The sequence below is a fragment of the Aureimonas psammosilenae genome (assembly GCF_009176975.1).
GTDB classification, from domain to species: Bacteria; Pseudomonadota; Alphaproteobacteria; order Rhizobiales; family Rhizobiaceae; genus Plantimonas; species Plantimonas psammosilenae.
Genome location: NZ_WEZG01000006.1, coordinates 18624 through 40388, shown reverse-complemented (window position 1 = coordinate 40388; position 21765 = coordinate 18624). Strand labels below are relative to the sequence as shown.

Annotated in this window: 23 protein-coding genes and 3 pseudogenes; 16 read left to right on the top strand and 10 right to left on the bottom strand. The window is 65.5% G+C overall.

Annotated features, from left to right (window positions below):
• Positions 1–70 precede the first annotated feature (70 nt).
• From F9929_RS12460 to F9929_RS12455, 3 genes and pseudogenes are all read left to right on the top strand, one after another.
• Positions 71–2830 carry a PAS domain-containing protein gene (locus F9929_RS12460; RefSeq protein WP_152046914.1) on the top strand — a complete coding sequence of 920 codons (2760 nt, stop codon included), beginning with the start codon at positions 71–73 and terminating at the stop codon, positions 2828–2830.
• Positions 2827–2958: a hypothetical protein gene (locus tag F9929_RS24690; protein WP_268915652.1), complete on the top strand. Its 132-nt coding sequence runs from the start codon at positions 2827–2829 to the stop codon at positions 2956–2958. Before F9929_RS12460 ends, F9929_RS24690 begins: the two co-directional genes overlap by 4 nt.
• A gap of 12 nt (positions 2959–2970) precedes the next feature.
• A pseudogene (locus F9929_RS12455) lies at positions 2971–3186 on the top strand (tautomerase family protein); the annotation flags it as partial.
• A gap of 142 nt (positions 3187–3328) precedes the next feature.
• Here the strand turns inward: F9929_RS12455 and F9929_RS12450 are convergent.
• Together F9929_RS12450 and F9929_RS24445 are read right to left on the bottom strand one after the other, a co-directional pair.
• Complete coding sequence (locus F9929_RS12450) at positions 3329–4285, bottom strand: NAD-dependent epimerase/dehydratase family protein (protein ID WP_152046912.1); 957 nt, start codon at positions 4283–4285, stop codon at positions 3329–3331.
• Positions 4286–4360: 75 nt separating this feature from the next.
• Positions 4361–4534, bottom strand: a pseudogene (locus F9929_RS24445) (TetA family tetracycline resistance MFS efflux pump); the annotation flags it as partial.
• Positions 4535–4774: 240 nt separating this feature from the next.
• Between F9929_RS24445 and F9929_RS12440 the strand changes: the two are divergent.
• Positions 4775–5158 carry a mannose-binding lectin gene (locus F9929_RS12440; protein ID WP_152046910.1) on the top strand — a complete coding sequence of 128 codons (384 nt, stop codon included), beginning with the start codon at positions 4775–4777 and terminating at the stop codon, positions 5156–5158.
• A 177-nt stretch (positions 5159–5335) separates the two neighbouring features.
• Positions 5336–5764, top strand: a complete 429-nt coding sequence (locus tag F9929_RS12435) for a lysozyme inhibitor LprI family protein (protein WP_152046909.1) — start codon at positions 5336–5338, stop codon at positions 5762–5764.
• A 73-nt stretch (positions 5765–5837) separates the two neighbouring features.
• Here F9929_RS12435 and F9929_RS12430 read toward each other — a convergent pair whose 3' ends face one another.
• Complete coding sequence (locus F9929_RS12430) at positions 5838–6689, bottom strand: LysR family transcriptional regulator (protein ID WP_152046908.1); 852 nt, start codon at positions 6687–6689, stop codon at positions 5838–5840.
• A gap of 295 nt (positions 6690–6984) precedes the next feature.
• On the opposite strand from F9929_RS12430, the gene F9929_RS12425 reads away from it, so the two are divergent.
• The 8 genes from F9929_RS12425 (at position 6985) to F9929_RS12390 (ending at position 14242) form a co-directional block, all read left to right on the top strand.
• A complete protein-coding gene (locus tag F9929_RS12425) occupies positions 6985–7347 on the top strand; it encodes a hypothetical protein (RefSeq protein ID WP_152046907.1) in 363 nt (120 codons plus the stop codon).
• A complete protein-coding gene (locus F9929_RS12420) occupies positions 7322–7561 on the top strand; it encodes a hypothetical protein (protein ID WP_152046906.1) in 240 nt (79 codons plus the stop codon). The genes F9929_RS12425 and F9929_RS12420 overlap by 26 nt, the downstream gene beginning before the upstream one ends.
• A gap of 275 nt (positions 7562–7836) precedes the next feature.
• Positions 7837–8748 (top strand): LysR substrate-binding domain-containing protein, encoded by a 912-nt coding sequence (locus F9929_RS12415; RefSeq protein ID WP_152046905.1) that lies wholly within the window; start codon positions 7837–7839, stop codon positions 8746–8748.
• 104 nt (positions 8749–8852) lie between these two features.
• A complete protein-coding gene (locus F9929_RS12410) occupies positions 8853–10007 on the top strand; it encodes an ABC transporter substrate-binding protein (RefSeq protein WP_152046904.1) in 1155 nt (384 codons plus the stop codon).
• A gap of 45 nt (positions 10008–10052) precedes the next feature.
• Positions 10053–11060 (top strand): ABC transporter ATP-binding protein, encoded by a 1008-nt coding sequence (locus F9929_RS12405; RefSeq protein ID WP_152046903.1) that lies wholly within the window; start codon positions 10053–10055, stop codon positions 11058–11060.
• Positions 11057–11998: an ABC transporter permease gene (locus tag F9929_RS12400; protein ID WP_152046902.1), complete on the top strand. Its 942-nt coding sequence runs from the start codon at positions 11057–11059 to the stop codon at positions 11996–11998. The genes F9929_RS12405 and F9929_RS12400 overlap by 4 nt, the downstream gene beginning before the upstream one ends.
• Positions 11988–12794, top strand: a complete 807-nt coding sequence (locus F9929_RS12395) for an ABC transporter permease (RefSeq protein WP_152046901.1) — start codon at positions 11988–11990, stop codon at positions 12792–12794. Before F9929_RS12400 ends, F9929_RS12395 begins: the two co-directional genes overlap by 11 nt.
• Before the next feature lie 20 nt (positions 12795–12814).
• Positions 12815–14242, top strand: coding sequence for a gamma-aminobutyraldehyde dehydrogenase (locus F9929_RS12390; protein WP_152046900.1), 1428 nt, complete (start codon positions 12815–12817; stop codon positions 14240–14242).
• Here the strand turns inward: F9929_RS12390 and F9929_RS12385 are convergent.
• Positions 14203–15423 carry an adenylate/guanylate cyclase domain-containing protein gene (locus tag F9929_RS12385; RefSeq protein WP_152046899.1) on the bottom strand — a complete coding sequence of 407 codons (1221 nt, stop codon included), beginning with the start codon at positions 15421–15423 and terminating at the stop codon, positions 14203–14205. The two genes, F9929_RS12390 and F9929_RS12385, sit on opposite strands and share 40 nt — an antisense overlap.
• A 122-nt stretch (positions 15424–15545) precedes the next feature.
• Positions 15546–17021: a protein adenylyltransferase SelO gene (locus tag F9929_RS12380; RefSeq protein ID WP_152046898.1), complete on the bottom strand. Its 1476-nt coding sequence runs from the start codon at positions 17019–17021 to the stop codon at positions 15546–15548.
• Between the two features lie 62 nt (positions 17022–17083).
• Here F9929_RS12380 and F9929_RS12375 point away from each other — a divergent pair, with 62 nt between their 5' ends.
• Positions 17084–17482: an alpha/beta fold hydrolase gene (locus F9929_RS12375; protein ID WP_210251336.1), complete on the top strand. Its 399-nt coding sequence runs from the start codon at positions 17084–17086 to the stop codon at positions 17480–17482.
• Between the two features lie 199 nt (positions 17483–17681).
• A pseudogene (locus F9929_RS24440) lies at positions 17682–17792 on the top strand (SDR family oxidoreductase); the annotation flags it as partial.
• A 141-nt stretch (positions 17793–17933) separates the two neighbouring features.
• Here the strand turns inward: F9929_RS24440 and F9929_RS12365 are convergent.
• Together F9929_RS12365 and F9929_RS12360 are read right to left on the bottom strand one after the other, a co-directional pair.
• The gene (locus F9929_RS12365) at positions 17934–18869 is read right to left on the bottom strand and encodes a hypothetical protein (protein WP_152046897.1); all 936 of its coding nucleotides are present in this window, start codon (positions 18867–18869) and stop codon (positions 17934–17936) included.
• 16 nt (positions 18870–18885) lie between these two features.
• Positions 18886–19140, bottom strand: a complete 255-nt coding sequence (locus F9929_RS12360; RefSeq protein ID WP_152046896.1) for a hypothetical protein — start codon at positions 19138–19140, stop codon at positions 18886–18888.
• 139 nt (positions 19141–19279) lie between these two features.
• Here F9929_RS12360 and F9929_RS24005 point away from each other — a divergent pair, with 139 nt between their 5' ends.
• The gene (locus tag F9929_RS24005; RefSeq protein WP_193227734.1) at positions 19280–19495 is read left to right on the top strand and encodes a hypothetical protein; all 216 of its coding nucleotides are present in this window, start codon (positions 19280–19282) and stop codon (positions 19493–19495) included.
• Positions 19496–19501: 6 nt separating this feature from the next.
• Here F9929_RS24005 and F9929_RS12355 read toward each other — a convergent pair whose 3' ends face one another.
• The 3 genes from F9929_RS12355 to F9929_RS12345 all read right to left on the bottom strand — a co-directional run bounded on the left by F9929_RS12355 (position 19502) and on the right by F9929_RS12345 (position 21748).
• Positions 19502–20188, bottom strand: coding sequence for an endonuclease III domain-containing protein (locus F9929_RS12355; RefSeq protein ID WP_152046895.1), 687 nt, complete (start codon positions 20186–20188; stop codon positions 19502–19504).
• Between the two features lie 66 nt (positions 20189–20254).
• The gene (locus F9929_RS12350; RefSeq protein WP_193227756.1) at positions 20255–21139 is read right to left on the bottom strand and encodes a methylated-DNA--[protein]-cysteine S-methyltransferase; all 885 of its coding nucleotides are present in this window, start codon (positions 21137–21139) and stop codon (positions 20255–20257) included.
• Between the two features lie 120 nt (positions 21140–21259).
• Positions 21260–21748, bottom strand: coding sequence for a DUF2244 domain-containing protein (locus tag F9929_RS12345; protein WP_152046893.1), 489 nt, complete (start codon positions 21746–21748; stop codon positions 21260–21262).
• Positions 21749–21765: the final 17 nt, after the last annotated feature.

Genomic DNA, 21765 nt, shown 5'->3' with positions numbered 1-21765 from the left:
TGCCGGCTGACGAGATCGCGGACGCGTGCTTCCACGCTTTGTGCATGATCGCCCGGAAACCGGAGGTGTCGTGCCCGACGATCAAGCATCCGCATGGCCGCAGGGCAATGGCGAAATGGCCGCCCGCATTCGCGCGCACGACTGGGCCACGACACCGCTCGGGCCGATCGAGATTTGGCCGCAGAGCCTGAAAGCCACCATCGACCTGATGCTGGCTTGCGGGCATGCGATGCAGATCGCCTGGGGGTCCGAGCGAACCGTCCTTTACAACGACGCCTATGCTCCGATGCTGGTGGACCGGCATCCGGACGCGCTCGGGATGTCCTTCCGCGACGTTTGGTTCGACGTCTGGGATGAGATCGAACCGTTGGTGGACCGCGTCTTCGCCGGTGAAACGGTGCGCTTTGAGGCCATGCCACTTTTGATGACGCGGCGCGGCTACCCGGAAGACACGTGGTGGACCTTTTCTTATTCTTCGGTGCAGGGCGAGGCGGGAGAGATCGCGGGCCTTCTCAATGTCCCCGTCGATGCAACGGCAAGGGTCCGAGGCGAACAAGCTGAGGCCGCCTTGCGCGAAAGCGAGGCGCGGCACCGCCTCTTGATCGGAAGTTGGGCGCAGGCGGTGTGGGAAAGCGATCCCCACGGCGTCGTCAGCGCGGACAGCCCGAGTTGGCGTGCCTATACCGGCCAAAGCCTGGAAGAATGGCGTGGTTACGGATGGCTGAACGCGATCCATCCCGACGATCGCGCCCATGCCGAGCAACACTGGCGGGAAGCGATCGCGGCCCGAAAGTTTGTCGATGCCGAGTTTCGCCTCCGCGCCCCCGATGGCGGATGGCGCTGGACCAATGTCCGCGCCGCTCCCGTGCTCGATGCGGCAGGCAATATCGAGAAATGGGCCGGGATGAACATCGACATCCACGCCCGCAGAGTGACCGAAGCCAAGCTCAGGGCGAGCGAGGAGACGTATCGCACCGAGCTCGAACGGCGCGTCGAGGAGGCGACGGCCGATTTGAAGGCCAGCCGTGACCTTCTCCAGGCAACCCTGGATGCTTCCACAGACATGATCCAGGTGTTCGAGGCGATTCGGGACGAGGCGGGCGAGATCGCCGATTTTCGCTGGGTGCTGAACAATCACACCTCGGAAAGCCGGTACGGAGAAGTGCGCGGCGAAAGCCTGTTGACCCGAAACCCCGGCGTCGTCGTTGAGGGCATCTTCGACGCCTTCAAGAAGGTGACGGAAACCGGCGTGCCCGAGCAGGCCGAACGCCACTATGCCCATGAGCAATTCGACGGATGGTTCTACCAGTCGGTCATCAAGCTGAACGACGGCGTGGCCACCACGACAAAGGACATCACCGACTGGAAAGCCGCGCAGGTGGAGGTGCTTCGCCTTCGGGACGAGGCGGCGGAACGGACGCTCACCGCGAGCCGGGAACGCCTTCGCGGGTTCGGCGACGCCTCGACGGACGTCTTATGGATTCGCGATGCCGATACGCTCGGCTGGACATATCTGACGCCGGCTTTCGAGACGATCTACGGTCTGCCGCGCGAAGAAGCGCTCATCGGCAACGACTTCAGCAACTGGGTCGATCTCATCGTCGCGGAGGATCGCGAGAACGCGGTCGCGCTGGTCCAGCGGGTGCTTCGAGGTGAGAGCGTCGCCTTCGAGTACCGCATCCGCAGACCGAGCGACGGCGCGATCCGCTGGCTGCGCGACACGGATTTCCCGATCCGCGATGCCGAAGGGCGGATCACCGCGATCGGCGGCGTCGGCCGAGATGTGACGCGCGAAAAGGAAGCAAACCGGATCATCCGCGAAAGCCGCCAGCAGTTGGAAACGCTGGTCGAGGGCATGGCGCAACTCGTGTGGCGCAGCGTGGATTGCGGTCATTGGACATGGTCCAGCACGCAATGGAGCGCGTTCACGGGCTTGTCGCGCGAAGCCAGCAACGGTCGGGGCTGGTTGAACGCGCTGCATCCGGGTGATCGCGAGCACGCGATGGACGCATGGCGGCAAGCCGAGCGGGGGCAAGATCGCCTGGATGTCGAATATCGTGTCCGGCACGCCGAGACAGATGCCTATCGCTGGTTTCAAACCCGTGCGCTTCCGGTGCGGGAAGACGGCAATGGCCGAATCGTGGAATGGCTCGGCACGTCCACCGATATCGACGACCTTCGGCAGATGCAGGAAGCCCAGGGCATCATGGTTGCCGAGCTTCAGCACCGCACGCGCAATCTCATCGCCGTGGTCAGTTCCATCGCGCGTCAGACCATGGCCGAGACCGGGCCGACCGAAGCCTTCCGGGCGGCTTTCGCCGATCGCATGGAAGCGCTGTCGCGCGTGCAGGGGCTCCTGTCGCAGGCCGGCGACGAACGCGTCACCGTCCGCAAAATTCTGGACACCGAATTTGCGGCGCACGGCGCCGACCGTTTGAGCGGAAAGGTCTGGCTCGATGGCCCCGAGGTGCCCTTGCGCAAATCCATCGTTCAGACCTTGGCGCTGGCCTTGCACGAACTCGTCACCAATGCCTGCAAATACGGGGCGCTGGCGGGGGAAGGGGGCAACCTTCTCGTCCATTGGACGACGAGCCGGGCCGAGAACGAGGAACGGCGGCTGTTTCTGGAATGGATCGAGAGCGGTATCGCGATCGAGATGGAGGGCGGGGAAGCGGTGACGCAGGGTGGCGGCTATGGCCGCAGGCTCATCGAGAAGTCGCTGCCCTACACGTTGCGGGCCCGGACGACCTACGACCTTCGGCCCGACGGCCTGCGCTGCACGATCGACCTCCCACTCACCAAGCCCATCCTGAAGGACCCGCGTTCGTGACCGGAGGGGCGGGCAGCGGTGGCCAGCGTATCCCGCTCCTGGTGGAAACCTATGCCGTCCCCGCGGAGGATCGCTTCCAGATCATCGATCAACGTGCGGCGGGCGAGATCATCCACAGCTCCAGCTAACTCGGCGTCGCGCGCACGGACGGCATCGTCATCGTGCATGTCACCGCCAGCAACTGGCGCGACACCGCCCAGAAGCAGGCTTTTTACCGGGCGGTCGTCGACAAGCTGGCCGCCAGCCCCGGCGGTCGCCGCGAGGACGTGCAGATCATCATCAGCCCCAACGAGAAACCGGGCTGGTCGTTCGGAAACGGCATCGCGCCCTATGTGACAACGCCCGCGGACATCTGACCGCCGGCGGAACGGTCGCAACATTCGGCCATCGCAGTATCCCGAACATCGGTCGCCGTTATCGGGCCCATGAGGCGCGTCGCAACCGCGCCGGCCCACCGGACCACGCCGTGCCCGAGGGCGATGATCTGGCGGATGCTTCCTACCCGACGGACACCTTGCCTTCCGCGATCAAGGCCTGGACGCTTTCGTGGACGGCCTCGAGGCTCGTGTAGCGAGGTTCGTAGCCAAGGCACCGACGGCTTTTCTCGATGGAGTGGCACGAACTGCGGATCACATGGCCGCGGGTGCTCTCGGCCCAGTCCCCGAGATCGGCGATCCACTCCTCGAACGGCCTGTAGGAGATGCGAGGCTCCTTTCCGAACCAACGGTAGACGGCCTCCGCGTAACCGCGCAGCGTCAGGGCCTGACCGGACACCGTGTTGAAGACTTCGCCGATCGAAGCCGCCCGGTTCTGGATCGCGCAGACGATCCACTGCGCGATGTCGTCGGCATGGACATGGTGGACCATCTCCAGCCCGAGGTTCGGCAGGACCAGTTCCTCCCCTCGGGCGATCGAGGAGAACGTTTCCGGGTTGTTGTTGCCCTGGGGCGTGATCGGGTCCCAGCCTTCCCCGACGATATGTCCTGGCCTGAAGCAGGTTGCGGGAAAGCCCGACAACCGCGCTTCCCGCATGAGCCATGCCTCGCTTTCGGCCTTTCCGCGTCCGTATTCGTCGATGGGGTTCGTCGCGTCCGCTTCCGTGGAGGGGATCGCGGCAAGGCGCCCGTAGACCCAGATCGAGCTGCAGAAAAGGTAATGCCCGACCTTTCCGCGCAGCGCCTCGACGACCTGCCGCGTGCTCGCCAAATCGAAGGCGATCATGTCCACCACGATATCGGGCCGCAATGCCGCGATCTTCTCTCCGAATTGCCCGGTTTTCTCCTCCGCCTGACGGTCGAGCGTGACGTTCTGGATCTCGTTCCAGGCGTAATGCGGGCGGTAGGGCTTGGCCGTGCCACGGCTGACATTCACGACCTCATGGCCGAGTTCCACGAGCCGGGGCACGAGATAGCTCCCCACATGGCCGCTTCCGCCGATCACCACGATGCGCGCCATGATGCCCTCCCATTCGTTGCTGCCGTCATCTGCACGGATCTATCCGGTGCCTCGTGCGCGGCAAGCCATCCTGGCGCGCCCGATCAGCAGTTCCCGGAGGCTCGGCGCGACGGCCGGGACGATGTGGTCGCCCGTCGCCCCCGCCAGGGCGACGAGAAGCATGGGCCGCCGCCCGAATCTGTCGCTCACCGCGCCGAGCACCGGAGCGCAAACGAACCGCATCATCGCATAAAGGGCCGTCACGACGCCGACATCGCCGCCACTCCCGCTCACCTCGTGCGGTGACCCATTCTGACAGCATTCCTTCAAGGTCTATCGTTGCGTCAACCGTAAGAAGTGAGCGTGCCGTCCTGAATCGGATGACAAAATCTCATGTTTCCCCGCCGCTTTTCATGCATCCCCGTGAGAAAGCAATGTTATCCATACGGAAGGGACAGGAAGTAATTTTCGAAGTAACGATTCGATCTGTGTTTTGGCGGAGGATAGGATATGAAGCTTTTATTGGCGTTTGGCCTCGCTTTCGGAATTGCCGGTTCGGCATCGGCCGCGGAAAGCACGTTCCAGAACAGTTGCAGCGATATCAAGTTGGCTGCGGACGGGATGACGATCACTGCGCAGTGCAAGAAAAACGACGGTACCCCAGTTCCTGCTTCCTATGCTCTTCAGGGCGTCCATAACGTCGACGGCAAGTTGTCCATGGGCGAGGGAGCGTCCACGTATCAGCAGACCTGCGACACGGTGCGGCTGCAGCACAACGCGAAGATGGCGCGTTTGACGGCGATCTGTAAAACCAAGAACGGCCGGCCTTCGAACACGCAACTGCCGCTTACCGACATCAACAACATCGACGGGGTGCTGAAGCAGGGGACTTGATCGTCGCGGATGGCTCGTTGCCGAGATGACGGCCCCGGTTGAGCCGGGGCCGTTTGCGTATCCCGTATTCCGCTGCCGTCAGCGACCACGAACAGGTCGAGCGCCGGACCGGCTTGTCTTCAAGCACCGTCATCTCTTGCGCCTTCGAAGACGGCGCGCCACACGGCAGAGCAAGGAATGAAACCGACGAGACCGTTCTTGCCGACACTATGGCTTGCGTCGATTGCGGTCGTCCATCTTTCGACAACCGCCGGTGCGGAACAACCTTCCTCCGCCGAGCATCGCCGTTGTATCGCCGAAAGTGGCGGCGTCACCGTGCAGATGCTCGACTGCCTCGGGGCCGAACTCGAGCGGAAAGAGGCGGAACTGAACGATCTCTGGGCGAAGATGCCCGCTGCCATCGGCTCGGATGCGATGACATCGGTTCGCAAGGCACAACGGGCCTGGATCGTTTTTCGAGACGCGCAGTGCGAAGCGGCCTCGGCACTGACCGGCGATGGATCGCTGTCTGCGATTGCCTATTCGAGCTGCGTTCTGGAGATGACGGAGGATCGCGTGTCGGAACTTCGCCGGATGCTGGAACCGGCGGGCGAGGCGTCGAACTAAGCCGTCGCGCCGCGATCTCGCTTGCCACAGGCCGCCGGACCAGAGTGGAGCGGAGGAAGCGACTGAAAACCCCTCAGACTTCGTTGGAACGGCTGGCGAGCGCGCCTTGAAGCCAGGCGACGAAGCTGTTGATGTCCGGTTCCTTGCGGCGTTCGTACTTGAACTGGATTTGATAGATCTGGCCGGTCGGGAGCGGTTTTCCGAGAAGCCGACGCAGCTTGCCGCATCGAATGTATGGATCAGCCAGAAAGTCCGGGATCAAGGACGCGCCCATTCCGGCAAGCACCATCTCCAGGCTGAAGATGTAGTGAGAGCAACAAAGCAGCGGGACGGCCGGAAGCGGAGTTTCGTTGAGAACGCAGAACGCCTCCCAGTCGCGTCCGGCAAGAGAGGCTTCCACTTCCGACGTGATCAACGTGCTCGGGACGACTTCCCCGGCGTCGGTCGTCGCTCGGATCACCGGAACCAGCTTTTCCGGGAAAAGGCGGATGGCACGGTAGCCGCGCTCGATCGGTTCCGAGGTGACGAAAATGTCCGCTATGCGCCCAGATATTTCGTGCGGGTCGTAAAGCATCGTCAACCGCAGATCGACTTCTGGATGCTTCTCGTGGAACGAGGGCATCAGCGGGATCAGCCAGCCGATGGCGAAGGACGAGTAGACGCCGACGCGCAGCATCGGTCGATTGGCGCCGCTCACCAGTGCTGTCGAATGTTCGAGCATGTCGAACGCGCTGCCGAGAGAAGCCGCGAGCCGCTCGCCGGCCACCGTTAGCCCGAAGTCGCGGCCATGCCGCTCGACCAGTTTCTCGCCCAAATGGTCCTGAAGACGGCGCAACTGATGGCTGACCGCGCTTTGGCTGATCCCCAATTCCTCGGCTGTCGGCGTCACGGAAAGGTGTCGGACGAACGCGTCGAAGACCTGCAACCCGCGAAGATGAATGTTCCTTCGTTGTTTTCGGGGAGCGCTCAAATCGCTGGCAGCGGGCTCATAGAGAAAAGGGCTGGCTTTCCATGGAGGAGGCCCTTGCGAGCCGATGTCGTCAAGGTGTCCTCATGTAAAGACTCGGCATTTCGTCCGCCGATGAAGAGATTTTGATCTCCAGATCGTCGTTGACGTTGGGTGCGCCGATCAGCGCTAATCGCTGCGGGCTTCTTGCCCGTCGTCGGCGTCGGTCACCAAACCCGGCGATCCCCATTCCGTCCTTCCCGAAGTCTCTGCCATGGCGACGCGCGCTTCCAAACCGGAGGAAGCGGAGCGGTCGAAAAAACTGCGCAGCGTGCCCGCTTCGCGACCCGGTGCGATCGCCAGATTATCCGCCTGCACGGCTGCGCTCTCCTGCGGCATCGAAGGCGTGGAAAGCCTGAAGGCCGATCGATCCTTGAAGGAGCGTCTCGTCGCGACCAGCCTGGAGGCCGATCAGCGCCTGAAGGAGGCTCATAGCCGTCAGGACGCCGAGCGCGAGCGACCAGTTGCCGGCGAGATCGTCCAGCAGGCCGAACGCGATGGGGCCGAAGGCCGCCAGTCGACTGCACCATCATCGACAGCGACGCGGCCTGATGGTGATCGGCCGCGCGCAGGCTGATGAAGGCGAGCGCCAAAGGCAGCGAAGCGCCGCTGCCGATACCGAGAACGATCATCCAGAGATGGGCGAAATCCGGCAGCAGAAGGAGACCGGCCCCGGCGGGGGAAGCGCCCAGATCGCCAAGGCCGTCTGCACGGCCTTGCCCGAAAGAACAAAGGCCGTGCAAGGCGGATCTGAGGAACGCTTCAAACGACCCAAGTCTGCCGAACCGTAGATGACGGAGACCGCGCCGGCGTCGGAGCGGCCGGGGTCGCTGCCATAAACGCCGAGGATGAGGTCGGCATAACCATCCTCGTGACGTCGCCTGCCGCCGAGCCGACACTGCCCGCCCGGCGAAAACGGAGCGCCATCCGTTCGTCGCGCTTGAAGTTCGTTTCCGCGTGGATCGCTCCCGGCCGGAACAACCGGGCCACTGCATTGCCGTGTCCCAACGCCATGCGCTAGCACGTATCCGACGCCCGACGAGGTCGAACGGATGCAGCGCTTCCCATGAGTTTCACCTTGCGCCAGCTCCGCTACTTCATCGCCGTCGCCGAAGGGGGAACGGTGTCCGGCGCGGCGCAGGGCCTTTCCGTGTCCCAGTCGGGCGTGACGGAAGCGATCAAGGATCTGGAATACGATCTCGGCGTCCAGCTTTTCGAGCGGCACCGGCGCGGGCTCGTCCTCACCTACAAGGGCCAGCAGTTCTACCGCCATGCCTTGAAGGTGCTGGATGCCGTCTCGGACGCGCGCCAGAGCTTCGCCGAGGAAGCGCGGGCGCAGCCGGGCTCGCTAAATTTCGGCGTCACCTCGCTCGTCGCCGGTTATGTCCTGTCCGACATCCTGGCGCGCTACCGCCGGGCCTTTCCGCATGTCGAAACGCGCGCCATCGAGGACAACGGCGATTATCTCGAGCATCTCCTCGTCGGGGGCGAGCTGGACGTCGCGGTGATGGTGATCTCGAACCTGCGCAACCGCGTCGCCCTCCAGGCCCAGGTCTTCGAGCGCTCGCGCTATCGCTTGTGGATGCCGAGCGGCCACCCCTTGGCCGAAGCGGAGATCGTCGATGTCGCCCGGATCGGGCGCGAGCCGCTGATCATGCTGACCGTCGACGAGATCGAGGAGAATACGGGCCGCCTCCTGTCGGCGCTCGGCGCCAAGCCCAATGTCGCCTTCCGCACCCGCTCGGTGGAAGCGGTGCGCTCGCTGGTCGCGACGGGGGCGGGGCTCGCTCTCCTGCCCGACCTCGTCTACCGGCGCTGGTCGCTGGAAGGCGACCGGATCGAAAGCCGCGCGGTGTCGGGCGACCTGCCGATGGTCGAGGTCGGCATCGTCTGGCGGCGCGGCTCGCAGCTCGGCCGGGCGGCGAAGGATTTCGTGGCGGTGGCGGGTGCGAACGAGGCCCGCGCGCGCGGCGGCTGAGCTATCGGTTTTTCCGAATTCATCTATCGGACGAATGCGTTTGCGCGATATCGGACTGCGGATAATCTCCTGGCCGATCGAACACCGGCAAACGGAGAGCCAGCATGAAGCAGACGCTGAAGACCTGCACGGCCCTCGGCCTTTCCGTCGTCCTGTCGGGCCATGCCCTCGCCCAGAGCGCCATGACGAGCGTCGGCGAAGGGGAGGGCCAGGTGAACATCGTCGCCTGGCCGGGCTATGTCGAGCGCGGCGAAACGGACAAGGGCTACGACTGGGTGACGGGCTTCGAGAAGGAAACCGGCTGCAAGGTCAACGTGAAGACCGCCGCCACCTCCGACGAAATGGTGACCCTGATGAATGGTGGCGGCTTCGACCTCGTCACCGCCTCCGGCGACGCCTCGCTTCGCCTCATCGCCGGCAAAAAGGTCCAGCCGATCAACACCGATCTCGTGCCGAGCTGGGGCAAGGTCGATCCGCGCCTCCAGAACGGGCCGTGGTTCACGGTCAGCGGCCAGCACTACGGCACGCCCTATCAATGGGGGCCGAACGTCCTTCTTTATTCCACGGAGGTCTTCAAGGAAGCGCCGAGAAGCTGGTCGGTGATCCTGGAGCCGCAGGACCTGCCGGATGGCAAGCCGAACAAGGGCCGCGTCCAGGCCTATGACGGGCCGATCTACGTGGCGGATGCCGCGAACTACCTGATGCACAAGAAGCCTGAACTCGGCATCAAGGACCCCTTCGAACTGAACGAGGAGCAGTATGCCGCCGTTCTGGAACTCCTGAAGGGGCAGCGCCAGCTCGTCGGCCGTTATTGGCACGACGCCGCCGTGCAGGTGGACGACTTCAAGACCGAAGGTGTCGTCGCTTCCTCCTCCTGGCCGTTCCAGGTCAACACGCTGAAAGCCGACAAGCGCCCCGTCGCTTCCACCGTGCCGGAAGAAGGCGCGACGGGCTGGGCCGATACGACCATGCTGGCGGCCGATGTCCAGCATCCCAACTGCGCCTACAAGTGGATGGAGCATTCGCTCTCGCCGAAGGTGCAAGGCGATGTCGCGGCCTGGTTCGGCTCGGTGCCGGCGGTGCCGGAGGCCTGCAAGGCGAGCGAGCTTTTGGGCGCGGAAGGCTGCGACACCAACGGCTTCGACAATTTCGAGAAGATCCGCTTCTGGCGGACACCGACGGCCAAGTGCTCGGACGGCAGCGCCTGCGTGCCCTATTCGCGCTGGGTCTCCGACTACATCGCCGTGATGGGCGGGTAGGGCGCCCGCGCGCGCCCTCGACCTCAATCGCCTGAAAGCATCGCCGTGACGACCTCGCCCATCGCCGTTTCCTTGTCCAAGGTCAGCCGCGTCTTCGGAGCGGTGACGGCGCTGGGCGAAGTGGATCTCGACATCCGCGCGGGCGAGTTCTTCGCTATGCTCGGGCCCTCCGGGTCCGGCAAGACCACCTGCCTCCGGCTCGTGGCGGGCTTCGAGCAGCCCTCGACCGGCCGGATCGCGATCTTCGGCGAGGACGTGACGGGCGTGCCGCCCTATCGCCGGCAGGTCAACACGGTGTTTCAGGACTACGCCCTGTTCCCGCATCTCGATGTCGCCGCCAACGTCGCTTATCCCTTGATGATCGGCAAGGTCGGGAAGGCCGAGCGCCTGAGCGCGGCGGAAGCGGCGCTGGAAAAGGTGCGTCTTGGCGGCTACGGCCGCCGCCGGCCGGGTGAGCTTTCGGGCGGCCAGCGCCAGCGCGTGGCGCTCGCGAGAGCCATCGTGGCAAGGCCGAAGGTGCTGCTTCTCGACGAACCGCTCGGCGCGCTCGATCTGAAGCTGCGCGAAAACATGCAGGAGGAGTTGAGGGAACTCCAGCGCTCGCTCGGGATCACCTTCGTCTTCGTCACCCACGACCAGGGCGAGGCCTTGTCCATGGCGGACCGCGTCGCCGTCTTCTCACAAGGCCGGATCGAGCAGATCGGCACGCCGGAAGAGATCTACGCGCGCCCGAAGAACCGCTTCGTCGCCGATTTCGTCGGCTCCTCCAACATCCTGCCCCCCGATCTCGTGGGCGAACTCACCGGCGAGCGGCGCTGGGCGAGCCTTCGCCCCGAAGCCATCTGTCTCGTTTCGCCGGAAGGCGCCGATCCCCGGCTCGTCGGGCGTCTCCTCACGAAAAGCTATCTCGGCGCGTCGGTGCGCCTTCGGCTCGATCTCGGCGGTCTTCATCTCCACGCCGTGCGCCCCGCCGGTGAGACGCTGCCGGCGACCGAAAACGTTGCTCTCGCCTTCGACCGGCGAGCGCTGCACCTGATGGAGCGCGAAGCGTGAGCGCGCTCGCCCTCGATCCGCCGCGCCGGGGGCCGGTGGGCTCGCTGGCGGACGCTTTATGGCGGCGTCCGGCGCTTCTCGCCCTGCTTCTCCTGGCGCTGCCGGTCCTCTGGCTGGTGGTGGTTTATCTCGGCTCGCTTGCGGCGCTTCTCGTCCAGAGCTTCTATTCGCTGGACGATTTTTCCGGCCTCGTGGTGGAGGAATGGACGCTCGCCACCTACAGCCAGCTCCTCAGCCCCGCCAACCTCGCGATCATCCAGCGCACGGTCCTGATGGCGGCGGCGGTGACAGCGGCGAGCGTCGTCGTGGCCTTTCCGGTCGCCTACATGGCCGCGCGCTATGCGAGGGGCTGGAACAAGGCCGCCTTTTATCTGGCGGTGATGCTGCCCCTTTGGTCTAGCTATCTCGTCAAGGTCTATGCCTGGAAGCTGATCCTCGCCAAGGAAGGCATCCTCACTTGGGCTTTCGCCAAGCTCGGCCTGACGCCGGTGTTGGAGGCCATCCTGGCGCTGCCGGGCATCGGCGGCAATTCCTTGTCGGTCAGCTATATCGGCACCTTCCTTGTCTTCCTGTACCTTTGGCTTCCCTACATGATCCTGCCGATGCAGGCGGCCCTGGAGCGCGTGCCGGCGAACCTTCTCGACGCCTCCGCCGATCTCGGCGCGGCCCCACGGCAGACCTTCGCCCATGTGATCCTGCCGCTCGCCTTGCCGGGCGTCGTGGCGGGCTCGATCTTCACCTTTTCCTTGACGCTCGGCGACTACATCGTGCCGCAGATCGTCGGCTCCTCGCGGCTTTTCATCGGGCAGGCCGTCTACACCCAGCAAGGGACGGCGGGAAACATCCCACTGGCTGCGGCCTTCACGATGGTGCCGATCGTCATCATGGGCTTCTACCTTTGGGGCGCCAAAAGGGCCGGAGCCTTCGATGCGCTCTGACACCGCCCCCTGGTCCCTCAAGATCGCCGCTGGCGCCGGGCTCCTTTTCCTGATCGGACCGCTTCTCCTGATCTTCGTTTATGCCTTCACGACAGAGGAGCGCTCGTTCGTCTGGCCGCCGCCCGGCCTGACGCTGCGCTGGTTCGCTGTCACCTGGGAGCGCCCGGACGTCTGGGCGGCGCTTGTCCTGTCGGTAAAGGTCGCGAGCGTCTCGACGCTTCTTGCCCTCGTTCTCGGCACGCTTTGCGCGGCGGCCGTCTCGCGCACGCGCTTCTTCGGGCGCGAGGCCGTCTCGCTTCTCGTGATCCTGCCCATCGCGCTGCCGGGCATCGTCACCGGCATCGCGCTGCGCTCGGCTTTCGGCATGGCGGAAATCCCCTTTTCCTTCTGGACCATCGTCCTCGGCCACGCGACCTTCTGCATCGTCGTCGTCTACAACAACGCCGTGGCGCGCTTCCGCCGCCTGTCCGGCGCGCTGATCGAGGCCTCGATGGATCTCGGCGCCAACGGCTTCCAGACCTTTCGCCACGTGATCCTGCCCAATATCGGCTCGGCGCTTCTGGCCGGCGGCATGCTCGCCTTCGCCCTGTCCTTCGACGAGGTGATCGTCACCACCTTCACCGCCGGTCAGCAACAGACCCTGCCGCTCTGGATGCTGGAAGAGCTGATCCGCCCGCGCCAACGCCCCGTCACCAACGTGGTGGCCATGGTGGTGGTGCTCGTCACCTTCCTGCCGATCCTCGGTGCCTTCCTTCTCACCCGCGACGGCGACACCACCGCCGGCGCCGGCAAATAAGCGATACAGGGAGTTCCGCGATGGACACGCAGATGCTGATCGGCGCCACCTTCGAGGCGGGATCGGAAACCGAGGAGGCGATCCTCGACCCGAAGACCGGCGAGACGATCCTGCGGCTCCCCGAAGCCTCCCCGGCGCAGATCGACCGCGCAGTGGCGGCGGCCGAAGCGGCGTTCCGCACCTGGTCGCGCACGACGCCCGCGCAGCGCTCCAACTATCTTCTGAAGATCGCCGACGCCATCGAGCGCGACGCGGAGGGTTTCGCCCGGCTGGAGGCTCTCAACTGCGGCAAGCCGATCGGGGCCGTCCTCAACGACGAGATCCCGGCGATCGTCGACTGCTACCGCTTCTTCGCGGGTGCCGTGCGCGCCATGCCGGGGCAGGTCGCGGGCGAATATCTGCCCGGCCACACCTCGATGATCCGGCGCGACCCGATCGGCATCGTCGGCTCCATCGCGCCCTGGAACTATCCCCTGATGATGATGGCCTGGAAGCTCGCCCCCGCCATCGCCGGCGGCAACACGGTGGTTTTCAAGCCCTCCGAGCAGACGCCGCTGACGGCGCTGAAGCTCGCCCGGCTCCTGGCCGACATCCTGCCCGAGGGCGTCGTGAACGTCGTCCTCGGCCAGGGTGGCAGCGTCGGCAACGCGCTGATCAACCACCCGAAGATCGACATGGTCTCGATCACCGGCGACATCGCGACGGGCAAGAAGGTGCTCCAGGCGGCGGCGAAATCGGTGAAGCGCACCCATCTGGAGCTTGGCGGCAAGGCCCCGGTGATCGTCTACGACGACGCCGATCTCGACGCCGTGGTGAACGGCCTTCGCGCCTTCGGCTTCTATAATGCCGGCCAGGACTGCACGGCCGCCTGCCGCATCTATGCCGGACCAAAGATCCACGACCGGCTCGTCGCCGACCTGTCGGCGGCCGTCTCCACCATCCGCTTCAACGAGGCCGACGACACGGTGAACGAGATCGGGCCGCTCATCTCGCGCCGCCAGCGCGACCGCGTGTCGAGCTTCGTGGAGCGCGCTTCCGAGTTGTCCCATATCGAGGTGACGACGGGCGGCAAGACCTCCGGCGACAAGGGCTTCTTCTTCCAGCCGACGGTGATCGCGGGCGCGCTCCAAGACGACGAGATCGTGCGCCGCGAGGTCTTCGGCCCCGTCGTGTCGGTGACGCGTTTCACCGAGCCCGAGGACGCGGTCGCCTGGGCAAACGATTCCGACTACGGCCTCGCTTCCTCCGTTTGGACGAAGGACGTGTCGAAGGCGATGGAAACGGCGGCACGCCTTCGCTACGGCTGCACCTGGATCAACACGCATTTCATGCTGGTCAACGAGATGCCGCATGGCGGGTTGAAGCAGTCCGGCTACGGCAAGGATCTTTCGACCTACGCGCTGGAGGACTATACGGCCGTGCGCCACGTCATGGTGGCCCACGGCTGACGGGCCCGGCCGCTCTTCGGCTTTTCGGTCGCGTTCCGAGCACCCAAGCAAGCCGTCGCGCCTTCACCGGCGGCACGGCGGCGTCGGGGTTCCCCACTTCCCCCGGCCAAGTCCAATTCCGTCACGGGCTGCAGAGGCGGCGCGCCTTTCGCGGCGATCTCGAGGGGCTGCGACTCTGACAGTGCATGCACGAACATCGGTCCACTTCGGCCCCGCAGATGATGTTGGCCGAGCGCCTCCGACGAGATGCCGTCGGGAAGGGTCGGGATGCGGTCGAGGATGACGTCCGAGATCAGCACCGGCCGCCCCGTTTCGCGGCAAAGCCCTTCCAATCTCGCGGTGGCGTTCATGACATCGCCGAAATAGGCGATCTTGTGCCGGTCGACGCCAACTTCCGCAATCACGACGCTGCCGCCGTGCAGCGCGGCCCGCAGTTCGGGAACCAGCCCGAAACGCGACATCCACCGCTCGCGATCCAGCCGCAGAGTTTGGCGAACCGCAAAGATGCAGTTGACGCACCGCGCCCTTTCCAAGCCGCGAGCGAGCGGCCAGGAGATGATGATCTGATCGCCGACATAATCGTCGACCTGACCGCGATGCCGGCGAACCGGCTCCGCGATCGCCGCGAAGACCGCCTTCAGAAGCTCCTGGGCCGCAAGGTCCCCGTGCTTCTCGGCGTAAGCCGTCGATCCCACGAGATCGAGAAACAGAAAGGCGCGTTCTTCGCTGACCGGGCGGTGGTAGCGTCCAAGCAGCAGGTTGACGAAGGTCTCGGCCCCGATCAGGTCGCGGATGCGCAGAACGAAGACGAACAGCGCACACACGGCCATCGAGTAGAGTAGGGGGATGGGCCTGGGCGCGACGGCGTCGAGCAACTCCCTGTCCAGGAGGCCCAGCGACCACGTCAATGCACCGGCCAGCGCCATGGCGCAGACCACCACCACGAGCAAGCTCGCTTCCGCCGCCGCGAGGTAGGCAAGGGTCGGCATGCGGCGCAAACGCGCATTGTATTCGGCCAGAAAGACGCCGCGCTCGTAGGCGACCGTGATCACGCCGATGCAGGTGCCATAGATGACCCCCACCCCCGAGAAGCCGTCGTCCAGCAGGATCTCGTAGAGCGCGCCGAACAAGGCGCTGACGGCGGGGATCGCGATCCAGAAGGTCGGATTGCGCTTTGACATGATGTTCCCTCGCCGCCCCGGCCCCGGAATATAGAGCCGATCGCGACAACACCACGACGGCCCGGCCGGTATCGGCTCGATGAGCATGGTGACGGCGTTGCTCGGCTCGCGGTTTCGGGTCGTCAGGTTCCGCAAAAAGTCCGATAGGGCATCTCGTGCTTCGGCGGCAGGCCGGCATACTCGGCGAAATCCGGTCGATCCTCGAACGGCCTTGCCAATGCTTCGTTCAAGCGTTCGAAGGGCGCAAGATCGCCCGCCATCGCAGCCGCCAGCGCTTTCTCCACGCGATGGTTGCGTGGAATGACGGCCGGATTGACCGCATCCATCGCGCGGCGGCGCTCGGCCGGGCTTCTCGACTCGAATTTCAGGCGGGCGCGCCATCGTATCGCCCACTGGTCGAACCGGATCGGATCATCGAAGAGGGCCCGCACGACCGCCTCGGCCTCCTCGCTCTCGGCAGCCTTGCCGAGGCCGCGGAACGTCGACGTGAAGTCGGCCTTTTCCCGCGCCATGAGCGCAAGGAGATCGTGGATCAGCGCCCCGTCCTCCGTCCGCGAGGTTTCCAGACCGATCTTTGCCCGAAAACCGTCGAGATGGGCTGCCTCGAAAGCCTCCATGAAACTTGCGAGGGTGGCTTCCGCGGTCTCTACGGCCTTCTTCTCGTCCGGATCAAGCAGCGGAAGCAGGCATTCGGCCAGGCGTGCCAGATTCCAGCGCGCGACCACCGGCTGGTTCGCGTAGGCATAGCGGCCCGTCCGGTCGATCGAAGAGAAGACCGTCGCGGGATCGTATGTGTCGAGAAAGGCGCAGGGGCCATAATCGATCGTTTCCCCGGCGATCGACATGTTGTCCGTGTTCATCACCCCGTGCACGAAGCCGACCTGCATCCAACGCGCCACCAGCACGGCCTGACGCTCGCAGACGCATTCGAAAAGGGTACGGTAGGGGTTGGGCGCGGTTGCCGCTTCGCGATAATGCCGTTCGATCACATGATCGGCGAGGCGGGCGATCGCCGCGTCGTTGCCTCGCGCCGCGAAGAACTGGAATGTGCCGACCCGCACATGACTGGAGGCGACGCGGGCAAGAACCGCTCCGGGCAGAAGCTTCTCACGATAAACCGGTTCGCCGGTCGCGACCGCCGCCAGCGCTCGCGTCGTGGGAAGCCCGAGCGATGCCATGGCCTCGCTGACGAGGTATTCGCGCAGCACCGGCCCGAGCGCGGCTCGCCCGTCTCCGTTGCGCGAGAAGGCGGTCGGACCAGATCCCTTCAACTGGATGTCGCGGCGGCGGTCCTGGCGGTCGATCACCTCGCCGAGGAGAATCGCCCGTCCGTCGCCGAGCTGCGGTACGAAATGCCCGAACTGGTGCCCGGCATAGGCCGCCGCGATCGGCTCGGCCCCCGGCGGAACATGATTGCCCGCCAGGATTTCGGCCCCCTCGGCGCTGTTCAGATCATCCGGGTCGAGGCCGAGCTCGAGAGCTAGGGGCCGGTTCAGTTTCAAGAGCAGCGGAGCGGCAACCGGCGTCGGCGTCGTGGGGCGGGAGAAGGCAGCGCCGAGCCGCGCATAACTGTTGTCGAAAGGGAAATGCACCGTCACCTCGTTTCATATGTCACGCGTCGCGCCACCGCCGAATTGCGCCGCCATGCGAAGAAGTGGCGTTGCCGGAAGCGGATTGCGAGCGCGATACCATCCGCAACTGGCAGTACGGCACCGGGGCCGACTCGAGCCGCCTTTCGCACGACGGCTACGAACTCGACATCGCCTATATGGCGCGGCCCGGAGCCGAAGAGATCCAGCTCGACCTCATCGGCGACTACGAAAGCAACGTAGCGCTCTACCCGGACTTCCAGCACTATTTCCGCCAGCATCAACCGCCGCTGCTCGCCGTCTGGGGCCACCACGATCCGGCTTTTCTGCCAGCCGGGCCGGAAGCCTACCGGCGCGATCTGCCCCATGCCGAGGTTCACCCCCTCGACGCCGGCCACTTCGCGCTGGAAACGCATGCGGCGGAGGTCGCCGCACTGATGGGCGACTTCCTGGCGCGCCACCAGGATTGACGCATCGGGTGAGACTTCTCGGCCGCGTCCGCCCGGCTATGCGGTCAGGCGGCGGTGTCGGAGCCGCCAATAGCTTGTCGGTCAGCCGGGCGAAGGCTGGCCCGCTCGTCCGGGTCGAGCACGTTCAGCGCCCCGGTCAGCCCGAGGCTGAAGATTTCGGGCGACTTTGGACGGCGCTCGTCCCTTCGCCTTTTTATTGATCCCGCTCGGCCGCATGGCACGTCCCGACGAGGTGGCCGCCGCGACGCTGTTTCTCTTCGGCAATGAGGCGAGCTTCATCATTGGAGCAGAACTCTGCGTCGATGGCGGCAGGTCTGAAGCTATCGCTTCGCAGCATTCAGGGGGCGAGGGACCCTCGCCGGTCGCCTGCCGGAAGTCGTTCGGCATGCGATCTTCGGTGCCCATCCCGTCTGCGCCTTCAGCGGTGCCGCGACACCCGGCGCTCGGAGGGTCAGTCTGAGCCGGCGCCCCGCCGGCGCAGCGCCTTTCGAGCCGCCGTCGCCGCCCATGGCTCCTCCGGATCGCCGTCCGCGACCTCGTCCTCCGCGACCGGCGTTGCCCGCAGAAGCGCGGCGGAGCCGAAGGGAAGCCCGTCGATGGCGCGCCCATCAAGGCTGAGGATCATCCGCGTCATCGGAAGGCATTCGGGGCCGAGCCGGCAGAACAGGATCGCGCCGTGCGTTTCGACGTCCCGGCGGACGCGATAGCCGTCCGCCACGAGATCGCCGATGCCGATCAGCACCCCGGCCCAAAGGTCGACCGCTTCCGGCGAGGGATCGCCGTCGCCCCAGTCCGAGAAGACCAGTTCGCATTCGACCCCGTTTTCGCGCTCGGTGATCCCGGCCCAGGGCGTCGACAAGCCGTCGGTCGCGAGAAGCGTCCCGCCCGGCTGGCGGACGATGAGCGCGCGGCGGTGCGGCCCGAACCACGTCGTCTGCCCGTATCCGTTCGCTTGCCCACGGTCGGCGACGATCCGGACATCGGTTGCGCCGCGATCCGTCCAGAAGCGCCGACGCGCCGTTGCAGCCGCCTCGAAGATCGGGTCATCCGGGCCGCGCGGCACGAGCGCGGCGTCGAACCGCGTTTCCACGGCGACGGTGCCGCGTCCGAACGGCAGCCGTGCCTTCGTCCACGTGATGCTGACGGCGTTGAACGGCTCTCCGCCGCCCTCCGCCAGCCGCTCGATGACGTCGTCGATGATGTCGAGGTCGCGGATCGAGGCTTCCTCGACATGCTGGCCCTGCCGATCCCGGTAGCCTCCGGTCCGGCTGGAATGGCCCGCCTGCAGGGTCGTCGCGTGCCAGTCTCCGCCGATGGCGCCCTTTGGCGCGCGGTCGAGAATCACCAGGAGATCGCGGGCGGCATCGTCGGGGGAATAGGCAGACATGCGAATTCGAACTCCCTCAAAGTTTCCAGACGTTTCCGGGCTGCAATCCCAGCCGTTGGATCGTTTCGGATCGCAGCGGGCCGATCAGCACGCAACGGTGGATAAGAGGTGCCCTGCCGCCCAAAAGGATGCGGGGCGCCACGACTTCGGGCGCATTCTGCGCCGCCGTCATGGCATCGCGGTGGTCGTTTAACGCCACGGTATAAAGCAAAGGCTCGAGTTCGCCCCGTCCGGCCTCAACCTCGACCTCGACCAGCCATCCCGCAGCCATCTCAACCGGTCCTCGCGCCTCGGTGGCAGGCCTGCTCACTCAGAAATAAACTCGGCCCTGCCGCCGGACCCGGAAATCTCAGCGCACGCACCGAGCGTCCATCCAAGCTCCACCCTCGTCCAGGCAGGCGTCCCGTTCGATGAACGGCACGATCCAGACGGTCGCGGCCAGCACCGCGGCGAATGCGATGGCCGTTGCAGCCGCAAACCGTTTCCATCGCCTGCGCACGGCTTGGCGTACCGCGTCCGGCCGCCATTGTGAACTCGCGCCGTGGTTTCCAGGAGGCGAGGGTTCCGGTTTTGCGGTCGCCGATGAAGCCCGTTCCGCTCGTGCTTCGCGGAACCCCATTTACTGAGACGCGTCAGGCCATCACCGTCTTCTGGGCGGTGAAATAAAGGCAGAGGTCGTTCAGGAAGCAGGTTTCGCAAAGGGGTCGCTGCGAGCGGCACACGGCCTTGCCGAACTGGATCAGCCAGAAATGCCCGTCGCGCTGCGCCCATGGCGGGGCGCGGTGGACGAGGGCGGCGGCGGTGCGGTCGGCGGTGGGCTCGTCCGTGATGCCGATGCGGTTCGACACGCGGTTGACGTGCGTATCCACCGCGATCACGTCGGCGTCGAAGGTGAAGCTCAGGACGATGTCGGCGCATTTGCGCCCGACGCCGGGCAGCGCCATCAGTTCCTCGCGCGTTTGCGGCACGGTGCGCCCGTGCTCCTCGATCAGCGCCGCACAGAGCCGCTTCAGGTTGCGGGTCTTCATGTTGTAGAGGCCGCAGGGGCGGATCGCGGCGGCCATCTCCTCGTCCGTCAAAGCCAGCATCTCGTCCGGCGTCTTCGCCAGGGCAAAGAGATTGTCGGTCGCGGCGGCCGTGTTGCGGTCGAGGCTTTGGGCCGAAAGGATGCAGGACACGACGGAGCGAAACGCGTCCGGCTGGTCCTTCGGCCCCTTGGCGGTGAGGGTGCGGCCGGGCATCTCGTGTTTCAAACGCCGGAAAGCTTCCTCCACTTCTACCTCGGGAAGAAGCCGCTCTCCGCGCGCGTGCCTGGCCATGCCCGTCTCCCTTCCACAGACGGGCATGGAATTTCTGGGAAACGCCGAGGTTCCCTCGCGCGGCGATCAGGCGCGGGCGAGAACGCCGGCTTCCCAGCCGAGCATGGCGCGCTTCCTCGACAGGCCCCAATGGTAGCCCGTCAACGCGCCGCTTTTGCCGATGACGCGGTGACACGGCACGACGAAGGAAATCGGGTTTCGCCCGACCGCCGCGCCGACCGCGCGTGCCGCTTTGGGCGCGCCGATGGATTCGGCGATGCGGGAATAGGTCGTCGCGCCGCCGACCGGGATCGACAAAAGCGTCTGCCAGACGCGGATTTCGAAATCACTTCCGATCATCACGACGCGAAGCGGTCGCTCGCGCGCCCATTCGGCCGGGTCGAAGGCGCGGGCGGCATAAGGGGCGACCGCCGCCTCGTCCTGCCGGAAGCGCGCTCTCGGCCAGCGTCGGCGCATGTCTTCCAGCGCCAGGGCATCGCCCGCCTCGCCGCCTTCCGAGAAACCGATATAGGCGAGGCCCCGGTCGGAGGCGACGACGAGGGCCCGGCCGAAGGGCGAGTCCACGAAGCCGTGGGCGAGATCGATGCCTTCACCCTTGGCTTTATAGAGACCGGGCGACATCGCCTCGTGGCGTACGAAGAGATCGTGGAGGCGGGACGGCCCGGACAGGCCGACATCAAAGGCGGCATCCAAGAGCGACGCTCCCTGGCCGAGAAGCTCGCGCGCCTTGTCGATGGTTACGGCCTGGAGGAAAGCCTTCGGCGTCAGGCCCGACCAGCGCCGGAACAGAGCCTCCAAGTCGGCCGGTGACAGGCTTACCGCTTCTGCCACTTCGCTGAGCGAGGGCTGGCTGCGATAGGTGTTGGAAATGAACTCGATCGCACGCCGCACCGTCTCGTAGTCGGTACATTCCGGCCGGGGCAGGGGATCGCAGGCAGCGAGCACCTTCATGGCTGGAACATGGGAGGGCTCTGTGTCTTCTCTGGCGTGAAACATGGCGGACTCCTCGTTCGTTCGCACCACCAGATCACGCGCATGAGCATCCCGCCACCCGATTTCCTGAAGGGCTCGTCATCCCCGCTTGGCAGCCGAAAGGGCGCGGGAAAAGGCGTTGGCGAAGCTTTCGCGGTCGTCAGGGTTGAGGAATGTGCCGATCGGCGTTTCCCGGCCCTCGCCGCAAACGCGCATTCCGGTGATGCCGATCTCCTCGTGGCGCGACACGGAAAACCGCGTCCAGAACGGATTGTAATGCGCTTCGCGCACCCGGCCCGCCGGCGAAACCTGCCGGATGTCGAGACTGGTGCGGCTGACGCGCACCTCCTCGCTCGCCCGGCCCGAACGGTAGCTCGCCCGGAAGGCGAGCCATAGGAGAAGAACGTCGAGCCCGAAGAAGCCGACCACCGGCCATGCGCCATTCGCCACGAAAAGCACGCCCGAACCGAGGCTGACGGCACCGAGCGTGAGCATCATGATTCGAAAGCCGCGCGCCCCGAGCGATCGATAGGGGGTCAGAAGCGCCTGGAAGATCGGCGTGTCCGGGTCGCTGGTGTCATGCGCCATCTCGCGGCCTCGCATTC